Source organism: Streptomyces sp. KPB2, assembly GCF_003950055.1.
GTDB lineage: Bacteria > Actinomycetota > Actinomycetes > Streptomycetales > Streptomycetaceae > Streptomyces > Streptomyces salinarius.
This window is the reverse complement of record NZ_CP034353.1, coordinates 621,165-636,405: the sequence shown is the minus strand read 5'-3', so window position 1 is coordinate 636,405 and position 15,241 is coordinate 621,165. Positions and strand designations below refer to the sequence as shown.

The 15,241-nt window shown below is 72.5% G+C and carries 13 protein-coding genes and 1 pseudogene; 8 read left to right on the top strand and 6 right to left on the bottom strand.

Features of this window, described 5'->3' with window-relative positions; all coding sequences use genetic code 11:
* Positions 1–455 precede the first annotated feature (455 nt).
* Positions 456–1,604, bottom strand: a pseudogene (locus tag D1J63_RS02915) (polysaccharide pyruvyl transferase family protein); the annotation flags it as partial.
* A gap of 153 nt (positions 1,605–1,757) precedes the next feature.
* Between D1J63_RS02915 and D1J63_RS02910 the strand changes: the two are divergent.
* Positions 1,758–2,711, top strand: coding sequence for a TerC family protein (locus D1J63_RS02910; protein ID WP_125627588.1), 954 nt, complete (start codon positions 1,758–1,760; stop codon positions 2,709–2,711).
* Between the two features lie 69 nt (positions 2,712–2,780).
* Here the strand turns inward: D1J63_RS02910 and D1J63_RS02905 are convergent, their stop codons facing one another.
* The gene (locus tag D1J63_RS02905) at positions 2,781–2,984 is read right to left on the bottom strand and encodes a hypothetical protein (protein WP_102928489.1); all 204 of its coding nucleotides are present in this window, start codon (positions 2,982–2,984) and stop codon (positions 2,781–2,783) included.
* Between the two features lie 140 nt (positions 2,985–3,124).
* Here D1J63_RS02905 and D1J63_RS02900 point away from each other — a divergent pair, with 140 nt between their 5' ends.
* Positions 3,125–4,030: a LysR family transcriptional regulator gene (locus tag D1J63_RS02900; protein WP_102928490.1), complete on the top strand. Its 906-nt coding sequence runs from the start codon at positions 3,125–3,127 to the stop codon at positions 4,028–4,030.
* A 60-nt stretch (positions 4,031–4,090) separates the two neighbouring features.
* On the opposite strand, the gene D1J63_RS02895 is transcribed toward D1J63_RS02900, so the two are convergent.
* On the bottom strand, positions 4,091–4,654 hold the full coding sequence (locus D1J63_RS02895) for an NAD(P)H-dependent oxidoreductase (RefSeq protein ID WP_125627587.1): 564 nt from the start codon (positions 4,652–4,654) through the stop codon (positions 4,091–4,093).
* A 141-nt stretch (positions 4,655–4,795) separates the two neighbouring features.
* On the opposite strand from D1J63_RS02895, the gene D1J63_RS02890 reads away from it, so the two are divergent.
* Together D1J63_RS02890 and D1J63_RS02885 are read left to right on the top strand one after the other, a co-directional pair.
* Positions 4,796–5,500, top strand: a complete 705-nt coding sequence (locus D1J63_RS02890; protein ID WP_125627586.1) for a TetR/AcrR family transcriptional regulator — start codon at positions 4,796–4,798, stop codon at positions 5,498–5,500.
* A 72-nt stretch (positions 5,501–5,572) separates the two neighbouring features.
* The gene (locus D1J63_RS02885; protein ID WP_125627585.1) at positions 5,573–6,607 is read left to right on the top strand and encodes a LacI family DNA-binding transcriptional regulator; all 1,035 of its coding nucleotides are present in this window, start codon (positions 5,573–5,575) and stop codon (positions 6,605–6,607) included.
* Positions 6,608–6,626: 19 nt separating this feature from the next.
* On the opposite strand, the gene trxA is transcribed toward D1J63_RS02885, so the two are convergent.
* Positions 6,627–7,022 carry a thioredoxin gene (gene trxA / locus D1J63_RS02880; RefSeq protein ID WP_102931195.1) on the bottom strand — a complete coding sequence of 132 codons (396 nt, stop codon included), beginning with the start codon at positions 7,020–7,022 and terminating at the stop codon, positions 6,627–6,629.
* 120 nt (positions 7,023–7,142) lie between these two features.
* Between trxA and D1J63_RS02875 the strand changes: the two genes are divergently transcribed.
* The gene (locus tag D1J63_RS02875) at positions 7,143–8,576 is read left to right on the top strand and encodes an NAD(P)/FAD-dependent oxidoreductase (RefSeq protein WP_125627584.1); all 1,434 of its coding nucleotides are present in this window, start codon (positions 7,143–7,145) and stop codon (positions 8,574–8,576) included.
* 45 nt (positions 8,577–8,621) lie between these two features.
* Here the strand turns inward: D1J63_RS02875 and D1J63_RS02870 are convergent, their stop codons facing one another.
* Positions 8,622–9,278, bottom strand: coding sequence for a peptide deformylase (locus tag D1J63_RS02870; protein ID WP_125635135.1), 657 nt, complete (start codon positions 9,276–9,278; stop codon positions 8,622–8,624).
* A gap of 88 nt (positions 9,279–9,366) precedes the next feature.
* Positions 9,367–9,714, bottom strand: coding sequence for a tetratricopeptide repeat protein (locus tag D1J63_RS02865; RefSeq protein WP_102931192.1), 348 nt, complete (start codon positions 9,712–9,714; stop codon positions 9,367–9,369).
* Positions 9,715–9,890: 176 nt separating this feature from the next.
* On the opposite strand from D1J63_RS02865, the gene D1J63_RS02860 reads away from it, so the two are divergent.
* The 3 genes from D1J63_RS02860 to D1J63_RS02850 all read left to right on the top strand — a co-directional run bounded on the left by D1J63_RS02860 (position 9,891) and on the right by D1J63_RS02850 (position 15,110).
* Positions 9,891–10,856, top strand: a complete 966-nt coding sequence (locus D1J63_RS02860) for a pirin family protein (RefSeq protein ID WP_125627583.1) — start codon at positions 9,891–9,893, stop codon at positions 10,854–10,856.
* Positions 10,857–10,974: 118 nt separating this feature from the next.
* Positions 10,975–12,003, top strand: coding sequence for an alpha/beta hydrolase (locus tag D1J63_RS02855; RefSeq protein ID WP_125627582.1), 1,029 nt, complete (start codon positions 10,975–10,977; stop codon positions 12,001–12,003).
* 143 nt (positions 12,004–12,146) lie between these two features.
* Complete coding sequence (locus D1J63_RS02850; RefSeq protein WP_125627581.1) at positions 12,147–15,110, top strand: GH59 galactosidase; 2,964 nt, start codon at positions 12,147–12,149, stop codon at positions 15,108–15,110.
* Positions 15,111–15,241: the final 131 nt, after the last annotated feature.

The following is a 15,241-nucleotide window of genomic DNA, read 5'->3' as shown; positions in this document are numbered from 1 at the left end:
CCATCACCCGCGAGGCCGTCGCCCGCCGGGTCGCCGTCGGTGGGGCTGTCGGCCGGGGGGCGGTGGCCCGTGGGGCTGCTGTCCGCATGGTTGTTGTCCGCGAGGTCGTCGCCCGCCGGGTCGCCGTCGGTGGGGCTGTCGGCCGGGGGGCGGTGGCCCGTGGGGCTGCTGTCCGCATGGTTGTTGTCCGCGAGGCCGTCATCCGCCGGGTCGCCGTCGGTGGGGCTGTCGCCCGAGTGGTCGCTGTCCGAGGGGTTGTTGTCGGTGGGGCCGCCGGCCGTGGGCCGGTCGCCCGTCAGGTCGTCGTCCGGTGGGCTGCCGTCCGCCGGACCGTCGCGGGAGGGGCGGCCACCCGATCGCGGACCACCTGCCGGGCCGCCGCTCGTCGTGCCCTCGGGAGCCGACGCGGCAGCCGCTCCCGCGGTCGGCGCCGGGGCGCCGCCCGTGTCGCGCGCGGCGCCGATCCGGTCGAGCAGCGCTCCGCATCGCTCGCAGGTCTCCCGGGCCGACGCGGACAGCTCCGCCACCCGGGCCCCGAGGTCGGCACGGCGCTGCGGATACTCGTCCCAGAGCCGGTCCACCTCCGCGAGCAGCAGCCCGGCCTGCTCCCGCGCCACCCCCACCAGGGCCGGGGCGCCCAGCCGGCGCGCGAAGTCGAAGACCTTGCCGGAGTACGGCAGCGGCAGCACCGGCACGCCGGTGAGCGCGGCGAAGATCACGAAGTGCAGCCGCATGCCCACGGCCACGTCGAGGTGGCGCATGAAGCCGAGCACCTGCCCCGGGCTGTAGTCGCCGTGCAGGATGCGGCCCTGGTCCGGGGCCGTCATGTGGGACAGCACGGCGTGCGCGTGCCGTACGTCGTGCCGCTCCATCGGCAGGAACACCACGCGCGCGTCCAGCCGGCGGACCAGGAAGTCCGCGACGTCGGCGAGCAGGGCGTGGTAGTCGCCCTCGTCCAGCTTCTCGGCCGCCCGCCCCGGCTCGCGCACCGACATCCCCACCAGCCGGGCACCGGACGGTATGCCCTCCTCGCGCATCATCGCCCCGGTGAACGGCTCCGGCGCCAGCAGCAGCGCCGGGTCCGCGGTGACCGTGACCTCCCGCTCCAGGCCGACCTCCTCGAGCACCAGCCGCGACTCCTCGTCCCGCACCACCACGTCGTCCATCTCCGCCAGCACCGTGCGCACCGCGTCCCGGTCCTCGGCGTCCGTGAGGGGCCCGGCGCCGACGGCGTAGGCGAAGGTGGGCACGCGTCGGATCTGCGCGGCGCGCACCAACCGCAGATAGCGCCGCGCCTCGCCGTCGTAGAGGATGCCGCCGCCGCCGAGTACCAGCAGCTCCAGGCCGGGCAGTACGTCCAGGACGTGGTTGCGGCTCACCCCCTCCCAGGCCACCACCTCGTCCGCGTCGGGGTGATGGGCGAGGGTGTGCTCGGCGTTCCGGCTCAGGACGACCAGGTGCGCGTCCGGGCGCCGGGCGCGCAGGCAGCTCAGCACGCAGGTCAGGATGGCCTCGTCGCCGGTGTTGAAGCCGCCGTAGGAACCCAGCACGCCGATGCGCGGACCGCGGCGGTCGGGGTGCGGATGCGAGGGCCGAAGAGTCATCCGTAACTCCCGTCACGTCGGAGTCGGCCGGCGCGCGCCGGTCCGGCCGCGCGGTGTGCCGCGCACGGTGCCGGGTTGCCTGCCCGGCATGCCGGAAACACCCTGATCAGGAACCACCCCGCACCCGACCCCCGTCCCGCACGAGGAGCACCGGTGAACGTCTCCCTCAGCGTCTGGCTGCTGACCGTCGGGGCTCTGTGCGTCCTCGTCGCCGCCGACTTCTTCATCGGCCGCAAGCCGCACGACGTGTCCCTGCGGGAGGCCGGGATCTGGACGGCCGTCTGGGTGGTGCTGGCCTGTCTGTTCGGGGTCGGACTGCTCGTGTTCCGCGGCGGCGGGCCGGGCGGCGAGTTCTTCGCCGGCTACCTCACCGAGAAGTCGCTCAGCGTGGACAACCTGTTCGTCTTCGTCCTGATCATGGCGAAGTTCGCGGTGCCCTCGCAGTACCAGCAGCGGGTGCTGATGGTCGGCGTCCTGGTGGCCCTCGTCCTGCGCGCCGCGTTCATCGCGGCCGGCGCGGCGATGATCTCCGCCTTCTCCTGGGTCTTCTACCTCTTCGGCGCCTTCCTGATCTGGACCGCCTGGAAGCTCATCCAGGACGCCCGCAAGGGCGGGCACGAGCAGGAGGAGTACGAGGAGAACAAGCTGCTGAAGGCGATCGAGCGACGTTTCGGTGTCGCCGACCGGTACCACGGCACCAGACTGTGGGTGGAGGAGAACGGCAAGCGGGTCATGACCCCGATGCTGGTCGTGATGCTCGCCATCGGGTTCACCGACATCCTGTTCGCCCTGGACTCCATCCCCGCCATCTACGGTCTGACGCAGGACCCGTACATCGTGTTCACGGCCAACGCGTTCGCGCTGATGGGCCTGCGCCAGCTCTACTTCCTGATCGGCGGACTGCTGAAGAAGCTGGTGCACCTGTCCTACGGCCTGTCGGTGATCCTGGGCTTCATCGGCGTCAAGCTGGTGCTGCACGCCCTGCACGAGTCCGGCGTGCACGTGCCCGAGATCGGCATCCCCTTCTCGCTCGGGTTCATCGTGCTGGTCCTCGCGGTCACCACGGCGACGAGCCTGTGGGCGACGCGGCGGCGGGAGCCGGCGTGACGCCTGTCCGCGGAACCGGTCCCACCCGCGGACGGCCGACCGTCTTGCGCGCCGCCTCCCGGTGGCGGGTCAGCAGCCCGCCGGGGTGGGCCTGCCGCGCGAGACCACCCGGCTGCCGTGCTCGTCGACCAGGCGGGCCTGGAGGGAACCGCAGGCGCAGCGGGTCCACAGGGTGCCACCCGCGCCGGTGGGGTGGGCGGACAGCACCTGGAAGGGCTCGGCACCGTCGGGCCACCCGCAGTGCGGGCAGGCGACACCGGTCGTGCTGGGCATGGCGACTCCTCGTGGTCAGTGTTGCGTCGGAAGGCTGCTGTGGGCGTCGATCCCACCGTGGCGCCACTGACAAGGGTGCGGCCACGCATCCGTTCATGTCCACGTTGACTTTACGGACTCCACCGTGAAGCGTGTACTTCATGATTGATCTGCGCAGGTTGCACGTGCTGCGGGCCGTCGCCCACTACGGCACCGTCACCGCGGCGGCCCGTGCCCTCCACTTCACCACCTCCGCCGCGTCGCAGCAGATCCGGCAGCTGTCCCGGGACCTGGGCGTCGACCTGCTGGAGCCGCAGGGGCGCGGGGTGCGGCTCACCGCGGCCGCGGAGAGCCTGCTCGGACACGCCGACGCGATCGAGGCCCGCTGGGACGAGGCCGAGCTGGAGCTGCGGGCGGGGGAGGGGGCCCCTGCCGGGCCGCTGCGGGTGACGGGGTTCCCGGTGGCCGTCTGCGTCCTGCTGGCGCCGATGGCGGCGCGGCTGCGCGAGCGGTGTCCGCGGCTGTCGGTGCGGATCCGGGAGGTCGAGGTGGTGGAGAGCTTCGACCTGCTCTTCGAGGGGGAGAGCGACCTGGCGGTGGTGGAGGCGACCCCTTCCAGCCCGCCGTCCGCCGACGCGCGCTTCGACCAGCGGCCGCTCCTGGACGAGCCCTTCGACCTGGTCGTCCCCGCGGACCATCCGCTGGCCGGGCGGGACGTGGCCGACCTCGCCGACGCCGCGCACGAGCCCTGGATCGCGCCGATGCCGCAGACGCCCTGCCGGACGCACATCATGTCGGCGTGCGGTGCCGCCGGGTTCACCCCCGACGTGGTCCATCACACGGTGGACTGGAACGTCACCGCCCACCTGGTCGCCAACGGACTCGGCGTCGCCCTGGTGCCCCGGCTCGCCCGGCTGACCCCCGAGCTGCCGATCGTCCGCGTGCCCTGCGCCAACCGGCCGCACCGCAAGCTGATGACCTGCACGCGCGCCGGTGGCCACCGGCGGGCCGCGGTCGCGGTCGCCCTCGAGGAGCTGCGCACCCTGGCCGCCGCGGCGGTGGCCTGACGTGCCGAGGGACCGCAGCTCGCGCGAGCTGCGGTCCCTCGGCACGTCAGGCCGTGCGGGTCAGGCGGCGAGGGCCTCGTCCGCGTGACCGTGCAGCCGGGCGACGACCTCGGTCAGCTCCGCGGCGACCTCGGCGTCGTCCGCCGGGTGGGTCTCGGCGAAGCGGGTCACCGAACCCGGGATGGACAGCTTGAGGTCCTCGATCACCTTGCCGCCGGCGATGCCCACGGCCTTGCGGGCCTCGTCCTGCGCCCACACGCCGCCGTACTGGCCGAAGGCGGTACCGACCACGGCGACGGGCTTGCCGGTGAAGGCGCCGGCGCCGAAGGGGCGGGACAGCCAGTCGATGGCGTTCTTCAGGACGGCCGGGATGGTGCCGTTGTACTCCGGGGTGAAGAGCAGGAAGGCCTGCGCGCCCTGGGCGGCCTCGCGCAGCTTCGCGGCGGCGGCCGGGACGCTGCCCTCGACGTCGATGTCCTCGTTGTAGAAGGGGATCTCGGCGAGGCCCTCGAAGAGCTGGACCTCGGCGCCCTCCGGCGCGTACTTGGCGGCCGCCTCGGCGAGCTGGCGGTTGTGCGAACCGGCGCGAAGGCTGCCGACGAGCGCGAGGATGCGGACAGACATGAGTACTCCCACTGCTGGAAAAGATGGTGACGGGCGGGCCGAGACCCTGCGGTCGCAGGATCCGGACCGGGGTCCGTTTAATTTCTAACATCCCAAACGGACCGCGGTCCAGTTTCCTTCCCGATGCTTTACGCTGGCTTCATGTCCGCCGCCCTGCCGCCCTTCCCCCGACCCCAGGAGAACGTCGGTCCGCCCGAGCTGCTTCAGCTCGGCGCCGGGACCGACGAGGACGAGCCCTGCCTGCGTGCCGACGCCGCGCGCAATCGCGCCCGCCTCCTGGAGGCCGCCGAGCGCCTGGTCGCCGAGCACGGCGCGGCGGCGCTCACCATGGAGGCGGTGGCCACCGCGGCCTGCGTGGGCAAGGGCACGGTCTTCCGCCGCTTCGGCGACCGCACCGGGCTGCTCGCGGCGCTCCTCGACCACTCCGAGCGCAAGTTCCAGGCCGCGCTCCTGAGCGGTCCGCCGCCGCTGGGGCCCGGCGCACCGCCGGTGGAGCGGCTGCGGGCGTTCGGCTGCGCGCTGTTGAGCCGCTCCGTCGACAAACTCGACCTGCTCCTGGCCGGGGAGCCCAGCGCCGAGCGACGCCACGCCTTCCCCCCGCGTCGCTTCCTGCACCAGCACGTGGCACTGCTGCTGCGGGAGGCCGTGCCGGACGCCGACTGCGAGCTCCTGGCCCACACCCTGATGGCCTACCTCGACGCCCCCCTGATCCACCACCTCACCGAGCAGCGCGGGCTGCCCACGGAACGCGTGCGGGCCGGCTGGCTCGACCTGGTCGCACGCGTCACCCGCACCGAACCCCCGGCCCGGGGGACCGAGTCCCCGGCCACCGCGCCGACGGACTGAACTCCGTCCGGGGCGGCCGGCGTTGCCCCGCCCGCCGCCCCGCGTCCGGCTTCTGCCAGGATGCCGTACGTCATGGTGCAGATACCGAATCAACCGGCCCCCGAGACGCCCGCACCGCGCTCCGCCCCCACGAGCGCCGACGTGGCCCGCCTGGCCGGCGTCTCGCGCGCGACCGTCTCCTACGTACTCAACAACGCCGACGCCGTACGGATCAGCGAACCCACCCGCCGCCGCGTCCGCGAGGCCGCCCGGGAACTCGGATACGTCCCCCACGCCGCCGCCCGCTCACTGCGCGCCGGACACAGCCGCATGGTCCTGATGCCGGCGCCGTCCTTCCCGGCCGGCCCGCTCTACAACCGCTTCCTCACCGAACTCCAGTGGGCCCTGGGCCGCCTCGACTACACCGTCGTACAGCACGGCACCGTCGGCGTGCACGGCGACGAGGCCGCCCGCGCCTGGGCCGAGCTGCGCCCGGTCGCCGTCCTCGCCCCCGGCTCCGACCTCGGCCCGCGCGGGGTGGAGATCCTCAAACGCTCCGGCGCCCGGGCGGTCCTCACGCTCGGTCCCGAGGCCGTCGACGGAGCGCACGCCCTGCTCACCGACCAGGAGGGCGTCGGCCGCGGCGCCACCCGCCACCTGTACGACCGCGGACGCCGCCGCATCGGCGTCGTCGTGCCGGCGGAACACGGCCTCGACGTCTTCTCGGCACCGCGCCTCGCGGGCGCCCGGGAGGCCGTGTCCGGCACCGACGCCACCGTAACCGAGCTGCCCCTCGCCTACGACGAAGGGGACGCCGCCCGCCTCGCGGCGCGCTGGCGTCCCCTCGGGCTGGACGCGGTGTTCGCGTACAACGACGAGTACGCGATGCTGCTGATGCGGGCCCTTCAGGACGAGGGCCTCCACGTCCCCGGCGACGCCGCCGTGATCGGCGCCGACGACCTGATGCTCGGCAGGCTGCTGCGGCCCCGGCTGAGCACCGTCCACCTGGAGCTGCCCGCCGGCCGCGACCTGGCCGCACTCGTCGACCGGGCCGTGCACGACCCCGGCGCCCCGCCCGAGCGCCACAAGGTGCTGGGCGCGACGGTGGTGCACCGGGAGTCGAGCTGACCGACGGCCGAGCCGGCCGCTACTGGCCCTCCCCGCCGTTCTGCCCGGCCTGCGCCTGCTGCTCCGCGACCGCCTTGCGGACCTCGTCCATGTCCAGCTTCCGGGCCTGGCCGATGACGTCCGTGAGGGCCGCCTCCGGCAGCGCGCCCGGCTGCGCGAACACGGCCACCTGGTCCCGCACGATCATCAGCGTCGGAATCGACTGGATGCCGAAGGCCTGCGCGAGCTCCGGCTGCGCCTCGGTGTCCACCTTGCCGAACACCAGGTCCGGGTTGGCCTCCGCCGCCTTCTCGTAGACCGGCCCGAACTGCTTGCACGGACCGCACCACTCCGCCCAGAAGTCGATCAGCACGAACTCGTTGTCCGTGACCGTCTGGTCGAAGTTCTCCTTGGTGAGTTCCACGGTGCTGGTCATGAGGTAATCCCTCTTCCTGGTTTCGGGGGAGTAGCCGTCGGCACAACACTGCCGATGCGGTGGGTATTCCGCGCACGTACCCATGTGGCCACGTCGCACACCACCCACCAGACTGACCCCATGACGCAATCGGATTCCCTCGTGTACGACGTCGTCGTGATCGGCGCGGGCCCCGTCGGGGAGAACGTCGCCGACCGCACCCGCGCGGCCGGCCTGTCCACGGCGATCGTGGAGAGCGAACTGGTCGGCGGCGAATGCTCCTACTGGGCCTGCATGCCCAGCAAGGCCCTGCTGCGCCCGGTCCTCGCCCGCGCCGACGCCCGCCGCCTGCCCGGTCTGGCCGAGGCCGTCCGGGAGCCCCTCGACGCGCGGGCCGTCCTCGCCCGCCGCGACGAGTTCACCTCGCACTGGAAGGACGACGGCCAGGTCCAGTGGGTCGAGGGCATCGGCGCCGACCTGTACCGCGGCCGGGGCCGGCTCGCCGGACCGCGCACGGTCGAGGTGGCCGGTCCCGACGGCACCCGCCGGACCCTGACCGCCCGCCACGCCGTCGCCGTCTGCACCGGCAGCGCCGCCGCCCTGCCCCCGCTGCCCGGACTCGCCGAGGTACGCCCCTGGACCAGCCGCGAGGCCACCAGCGCCAAGAGCGCGCCCGGCCGCCTCCTCGTCGTCGGCGGCGGGGTGGTCGCCGTCGAGATGGCCACCGCCTGGCAGGCCCTCGGCTCCCGGGTGACGATGCTGGTGCGCGGCGACGGCGGCCTGCTCGCCCGCATGGAGCCGTTCGCGGGGGAACTGGTCGCCGAGGCGCTCACCGAGGCCGGCGTGGACATCCGCACCGGCGTCTCCGTCGAGTCCGTCACCCGTGAGAGCGGCACCGTCGTCGCCGTCACGGACACCGGCGACCGCCTGGAGGCCGACGAGATCCTCTTCGCCACCGGCCGGACGCCCCGCACCGACGACATCGGCCTGGAGACCGTCGGCCTCGAACCGGGCTCCTGGCTGCCGGTCGACGACAGCCTCCGTGTGACGGGCCACGACTGGCTCTACGCCGTCGGCGACGTCAACCACCGCGCCCTCCTCACCCACCAGGGCAAGTACCAGGCGCGCATCGCGGGCGCCGCCATCGCCGCCCGCGCCTCCGGCGTGCCGATCCTGGAGTCCGACCCGTGGGGCGCGCACGCAGCGACCGCCGACCACGACGCCGTGCCCCAGGTGGTGTTCACCGACCCCGAGGCCGCGTCCGTCGGTCTGACCCTCGCCGAGGCCGAGCAGGCCGGACACCGGGTCCGCGCCGTCGACATCCCCATCGCCGTGGCGGGCTCCAGCCTGTACGGCGACGGCTACCGGGGGCGCGCCCGCATGGTGGTCGACCTGGAGGACGAGATCGTGCGCGGTGTCACCTTCGTGGGCCCGGGCGTCGGGGAGCTGATCCACTCCGCGACGATCGCCGTCGCCGGCCGGGTCCCGATCAGCCGCCTGTGGCACGCCGTCCCGTCGTATCCGACGATCAGCGAGGTGTGGCTCAGGCTCCTGGAGACGTACCGGGACAACTGACGGACGCGAGGCGAGCTGTCGCGTGAGCGCGAGCCCGGCGGCCGCTCAGGCCGCCGGGCCGGGCAGCTCGAACCCCAGCGCCGACGCCGCCCGCTCCGGCGTCGGCTGGGCCCACAGGTCCGCCATCGCCGCGTTCGAGGCCAGCGAGCGCAACTCGGCCCGGTCGAGATACAAGGTGCCGTCGAGATGATCCGTCTCGTGCTGCACGATCCGGGCCGGCCAGCCCGCGAACACCTCGTCCACGGCCCGCCCGTGCTCGTCGCGCGCCCGCAGCCGCACCTCGGCGTGGCGCGCCACCACCGCCTGCCAGCCCGGCACGCTCAGACAGCCCTCGAAGAACGCGGCCCGCCCGGCGCCGACGGGCTCGTACGACGGATTGACCAGCACCCGGAACGGCTGCGGCACCCGCCCCCGTGCCACCCGCACCTCGTCCGGCACCGGCGCCGGATCCTCGATCACCGCGATCCTGAGCCCCACCCCGACCTGCGGCGCGGCGAGGCCGACACCCGGCGCCGCGTGCATGGTCAGCCGCAGCGCCTCGACGAACCGCGCCAGGAGCGCGGGCGCCAACTGCCCGTCGTACGGCTCGGCCGCGCGCCGCAGCACCGGATCCCCGGCCGCGACGATCGGCAACGGGCCGCCGACGGCGAGCAGTTCCTCGACCCGCTCGGCAAGCGGGGCACGATCACTCGGAGTTCCCATCGCGGTTCCCATCGCGCCAGCATGCCATGGCGCCACGGGCCCGCCGCCGGGGAGCGCCCGGCGACGGGCCCGTGGGCGTCGTCCCCGCTCAGAGTTCGGCGAAGTCACCCGCGAGGGCGGAGGCGATCCGCAGCTGTGCGTCGGCCTCCTCCTGCCGCCCCTGCCGTTCGAGGGTACGGCCCAGCATCAGCCGGGCGTAGTGCTCGACCGGATCGCGCTCGACGACGATCCGCAGCTCGGCCTCCGCCCGCCGCAGCTGGGCCGAGTGGTAGTAGGAACGGGCCAGCAGCAGCCGCGGACCGGTCTGCTCGGGCACCTCGGCGACCAGCCCGTCCAGGACGCGCGCCGCGGCGGCGTAGTCCTTGGCGTCGAAGAACATCCGCGCGCGCTCCCAGCGCTCCGCCGGCGTTCCGTGGTCGTAGTACGTCGTGTCCACCAGAGACCTCCTTCGGCCACTCCAACCACGCCACACGGTTGAACATTCCACTACCTGATCCCGCCGCCCGATTCCGCCACCTGCCTCCGCCGCCGACGGGTCCCGCGTCGCCCGCCACGGTGACGCCTCGGGGACCGCGTCACACGGAGGGCCGCGCGGGGGCTACGTTGTGCGGCATGAGCAATCTTGACCGGGATGCGGTTCCCAGCCTGTGCGGCGGCCGCGGCTTCGTGGTGGCGGAGCCCGTGCGCGAACTCCTCAGCCCTCGCAACGTCAAGCTCGGCGAGTCCACCGAGGTCCGCCGTCTGCTGCCCAACCTGGGCAGGCGCATGGTCGGTGCCTGGTGCTTCGTCGACCACTACGGCCCCGACGACATCGCCGACGAGCCCGGCATGCAGGTGCCGCCCCACCCGCACATGGGCCTGCAGACGGTGAGCTGGCTGCACGAGGGCGAGGTGCTGCACCGCGACTCCACGGGCAGCCTGCAGACCATCCGCCCGCGTCAGTTGGGCCTGATGACCTCCGGCCGCGCGATCAGCCACTCGGAGGAGAGCCCGCGTGCGCACGCCCGCCTCCTGCACGGCGCGCAGCTGTGGGTGGCCCTCCCGGACGCCCACCGCCACACCGACCCGCACTTCGAGTTCCACGCCGAGCTGCCCCTGGTCACGGCACCGGGCCTGACGGCCACCGTCCTCATGGGCACCCTCGACACGGCCACCTCGCCGGGCACGACCTACACGCCCCTCGTCGGCGCCGACCTGACCCTCGCCGCCGGCACGGACGTACGCCTGCCGCTGGAGCGGGACTTCGAGTACGCCGTACTGGCCATGAGCGGGGAGGCCCACGTCGACGGGGTGCCCCTGGTGCCGGGCTCGATGCTCTACCTCGGCTGCGGCCGCGACGAACTGCCCCTGCGGGCCGACTCGGACGCGGGCCTGATGCTCCTGGGCGGCGAGCCGTTCGAGGAGGAGCTGATCATGTTCTGGAACTGGATCGGACGGTCGCAGGAGGAGATCGTCGAGGCCCGCCGGGACTGGATGGAAGGGTCCCGGTTCGGCGAGGTGAAGGGCTACGACGGCGCTCCGCTGCCCGCGCCCGCACTGCCGCCGGGGCCGCTGAAGCCGCGAGGACGGGTGCGCTGACCCGAGGCAATGGCCGACCGGCCGGTGGTGGCCCGGCGGGCCGCCCGTGGTGGTGCCGGGTCCACCCCCGGTAGGGGTGCTGGGCCGCTGGTGGGCCGAACGGGCCGTTCATAGCGTGGTGTTCATGATGGATGACACGAACGAAGAACAAGGGGGCGCCACCCGGCGGACGGCGCTGCGTGGGCTGGGGCTCGCGGTGGGCGGCATGGCGTCGGCCACCGTGCTCGGAACCTCGCCGGCCGCGGCGGCCCCGCGTCACGGGACCACCACGTACGTGCTCGTGCACGGTACGCACAGCGCCGGAGCGTTCTGGACGCCGATCGCGCGGGAACTGGTGCTGCGCGGCCACCGCGTCGTCATGGTGGACCAGCCGCGGCACGGTGCGGAGGCCTTCGTGGCGGAGTCGTACCAGCGGCAGGATCTCGCGGCGATGGCGGTCGAGCCGTCCCCGCTGAAGGGGCTCGGACTGGACGACTACGAGGCGCGCGTCACGGGCGTCGTGCGGCGGGCGGCACGGAACGGCCCGGTGGTGCTGGTCGGGCACAGCCTGGGTGGCGTGTCGGTCAGCCGGGTCGGCGACGCCGTCCCGCACCTGCTGCACCACATCTGCTACATGGCGGCCTTCTGCCCGAGCCGTGTCCTGCCCACGGCGGACGCCTGCACGGCGGCACCCGAGAACGCGGACGCCGTCAGCCCGGTGGAGCTGACGGTGGGCGACCCGGACCGGCTCGGGGTGCTGCGGCTGAACTTCCGTACGGGTGTCAGCGGTGAGTTGGCCCTCCTGAAGGAGATGATCTGCGCGGACTACCCCGACGCCGACTTCCGCCGGACACTGGCCGGCATGCAGACCGACGAGCCCGTCGCCGCCTATGCGGGCCGAGCCGTCGGCCGGGCCGGGCGCTGGGGACGCGTTCCCCGCACCTACCTGCGTTTCGGCAGGGACCGTACGATCGCGACCGCGCTCCAGGACCGAATGATCGCGGAAGCCGACGCGGCCACGCCCGGCAACCGCTTCCGCGTGCACGACTTCCCCGGGGCGTCACACGTCGGCCCGCTGGATCCCACCCCGGTCGCGGACGTCCTGGACACGCTGGCGGCGCGGGGTTTGCCATCCGATCCGACGACCGGCCGACCGGCGTCGAGGTGACCGGGGTTCCGGCGCGAATGCCTCCCTAGGTGTGTGCGATGTTGATCGATTTTCTTCGTTCTTGGTTTGGGGGCTGGTGACGGCTGCGTGGGACCTCTATCTGTTTCGGGGTCCCTCCCCGCAACCGGAAGGAAACACGCGTGATGCGCGTGCGCAGAACAAGCAGATGGCTGCCGTTGGCCGCCTCCACCGTCCTGGCGCTGGCGGCCGGCCTGATCGCCGCCCCCGCCGCCCATCCCGTGGACGGTCCCGTGGAGATCGTGGTCGACGGGAACGACGTCCGCGCCGACAACGTCAACGGCCTGACCTACAAGGGCCTCGGGCTGCTCAGCTGCAACAGTACGAGCAACCTGCTGATGGACTACAAGGCCGAGCATCCCGAGCGGTACTGGGAGCTGATCCGAGTCCTGTTCGGCGGGAAGAACCCGCTGATCAACCACGTCAAGATCGAGATGGGTTCGGACACGAACACCTCGACCGGCGCCGACCCGGCGACCATGCGCACCCCCGACGAATCCGCCGACGCCTCCCGTACCCCCGGCTTCCAGCTGGCCGCCGACGCCAAGACGGTCAACCGGGACCTCAAGGTGTCGATCCTGCGCTGGACCATGCCCGAATGGGTCCAGAAGGAATGGGACAAGGGCACGGGGCAGGACGAGATGTACACCTGGTACAAGGAGACGATCCTCGACGCCTACCAGAAGTACGGGTACATGGTCGACTACGTGAACCCGGACACGAACGAGACGCGGAACCCCGACGAATCCTTCATCAAGTGGTACAAGAACGCGATCGTGACCGACACCGACTTCTCGGACCCGCGCTACGGCATTCCGGTCGAGAAGCGGAAGAAGGCCGCGAAGGCCTATCACGGCATCAAGATCGTCGCCTCGGACGAGAACCAGACGCACAACATAGGCCCGTCGCTGCTCAGTGACGAGCAGCTCTTCGGCATCGTCGACGCGGTCGGCTACCACTACAACACCGACGACCGCCGCGAGGGCAGCCCCGGCAGCGACACGTATCTGCCCTACACCCGCCTGGCGACCGGCGAGAACAAGTACCACGAGGACAAGGAGGTCTGGTACAGCGAAGGCACCGCCTCCTTCGGCTACACCGACTACCGGGTCGCCAACACCGACGGCCCGGGCGGCGCGAGCACCGGAATCGGCGGCGTTCAGAGCGCGCTCGACCTCGCCAACCGTCTCGTCAAGAGTTACGCCAACTCCAAGCGGACGCACTACATCTTCCAGCCGGCGATCGGGTCCTTCTACGAAGGCGCCCAGTACAGCCACAAGGAACTGGTCAGCGCCCGTGACCCCTGGTCGGGCCACCTCCACTACGACGCCGCCCTGTACGTGATGCAGCACTTCACCCAGTTCGCCAGGACCGGGTGGGAGAACGACACCAACACGGCCGGCATCTGGCGCACGGTGCCGGAAGCCAGTTACAGCGGCGTGAGCGGCACCGAGAACGTCGACGGCTCCAACGGGGCCCCGAGCTACATGACCCTCGCCGACCCCCGAAGGAAGGACTTCTCCACGGTCGTCGTGAACGACAGCGACCGGCGGAAGACGTACCGGATCAAGGCCCGGAACATGCGGCTCGGCGATCCCACCATGGAGATCTGGGAGACCCGGGGACCCGACGCGGGCCAGGCCTACGACGCGAACCTCAAGCACCTCGTCGACGAGATCCGGCCCGACGACGGGTACTACACGTACACGGTCGAGCCCCGGTCGATCGTCACCCTCACCACCCTCGACAAGAGCCGCGACAAGGAGACGAGGCGGCGGCTGCCCGGGCCCGGGGAGCGCACGGTGCTGGACACCGACGCGACCGGCAAGAGGCACGACGTCCGCGACTCCGTCCTGTACGCCGACGACTTCGGCTACGAGGAGGAGGGCGACGTCGAGGTCGGAACGGCCGGCGGCACCCGCACGACCTCCCAGCCCTACCTGGCCTCGCGCGGCAACCAGCCCCGCTACATGGTCGACCAGACCGGCGCCTGGGAGGTCGGCAAGGACGCCGACGGCGACAACGTGCTGTACCAGTACATGGACCAGTCCATGAAGGACACCCACGCCTGGAACTGGCACACGCCCAACACCACCGTCGGTGACTTCCGCTGGGAGAACTACCGGGCGACGGTCGACGTCTCCTTCCCCGACCCGCAGGGCGGCCTCGCGACCCTGGGCGTCCGCCAGCAGAAGGGCATGGCGGCCAGCGACGCCGCCTACAACATCCGCGTCGGCCCGGACGGCACCTGGACGTTCTACGAGTACGGCACGGTGATCGCGAACGGGACGGTCGCGGCCGCCGACCGATACCGCCTCGCCATCGAGGCCAAGGGCGCGTCGATCACGGCCTACATCGACGGGAAGGCCGTCCACACGTACCAGGACCCGACCCCGCAGGCCGAGGGCCGCGTCAAGCTCGGCAGCGACTTCCACACCACGGCGTTCGACAACCTGAAGGTCGAGAAGATCGACGGATACGCGCCCTACGCCACCGCGCTGACCGACAGCATGGACGCCTCGGTCGCCTACAGCGGCGCCTGGAGCAGGAAGGCCGCCTTCGGCGACGCGATGGACTGGTACCGCTCGACGTCGACGAGTCGGACCGCCGGCGCGTCGTTCAGCGTCCCGTTCACCGGCACCGGCATCGACATCATCGGCGGCAACACCGGCAGCGCGGTGTTCGACGTCCACGTCGACGGCAAGCCGATCGCGAAGGACGCCGGTACGGTCGCCTCCGACCGGCGCAGGGCCACGTACGCACTGCGGGGTCTGCCCGACCGCGCCCACACGGCGACGTTCGTCCTGAAGTCCGGGACCATCGTGTTCGACGCGTTCACCGCCATCTCCGGCGACGTGGACGGCCGGGTGGACACGGCCGCGATCCGGGACAGCCTCGCCGAGGCGGGAGATCCGGTGCCGGGCGACTACACCCCCGACTCGTGGGCTCTGTTCGACTCCGCCCGCTCGGCCGCCCGGGCCGCCCTGCGCGGCCAGAAGGGACTGGACACCCTGGGGGCCGCTCAGATCGCGCACCGGCTCGACGACGCCTTCGCACGACTGACACGCAAGGACGCCACCACCTCGTGACCGCGCCGGCCCGCCCGGCGGTCACGGCCGCCGGGCGGAACCGAACGGGCCCGGCGCTGAGCGCGTCGAGGTAGAGGGCGGCGTCGTCCACGGTGCGCGCCAGCGGGCCGGCGATGTTCAGACCCGTCCGG

Bases quoted from the DNA above. Each gene is read 5' to 3' on its own strand.
- D1J63_RS02905 (WP_102928489.1), bottom strand. From the start codon at position 2,984: ATGCCCAGCACGACCGGTGTCGCCTGCCCGCACTGCGGGTGGCCCGAC.
- D1J63_RS02900 (WP_102928490.1), top strand. From the start codon at position 3,125: ATGATTGATCTGCGCAGGTTGCACGTGCTGCGGGCCGTCGCCCACTAC.
- D1J63_RS02895 (WP_125627587.1), bottom strand. From the start codon at position 4,654: ATGTCTGTCCGCATCCTCGCGCTCGTCGGCAGCCTTCGCGCCGGTTCG.
- D1J63_RS02890 (WP_125627586.1), top strand. From the start codon at position 4,796: ATGTCCGCCGCCCTGCCGCCCTTCCCCCGACCCCAGGAGAACGTCGGT.
- D1J63_RS02885 (WP_125627585.1), top strand. From the start codon at position 5,573: ATGGTGCAGATACCGAATCAACCGGCCCCCGAGACGCCCGCACCGCGC.
- trxA (WP_102931195.1), bottom strand. From the start codon at position 7,022: ATGACCAGCACCGTGGAACTCACCAAGGAGAACTTCGACCAGACGGTC.
- D1J63_RS02875 (WP_125627584.1), top strand. From the start codon at position 7,143: ATGACGCAATCGGATTCCCTCGTGTACGACGTCGTCGTGATCGGCGCG.
- D1J63_RS02870 (WP_125635135.1), bottom strand. From the start codon at position 9,278: ATGGGAACTCCGAGTGATCGTGCCCCGCTTGCCGAGCGGGTCGAGGAA.
- D1J63_RS02860 (WP_125627583.1), top strand. From the start codon at position 9,891: ATGAGCAATCTTGACCGGGATGCGGTTCCCAGCCTGTGCGGCGGCCGC.
- D1J63_RS02850 (WP_125627581.1), top strand. From the start codon at position 12,147: ATGCGCGTGCGCAGAACAAGCAGATGGCTGCCGTTGGCCGCCTCCACC.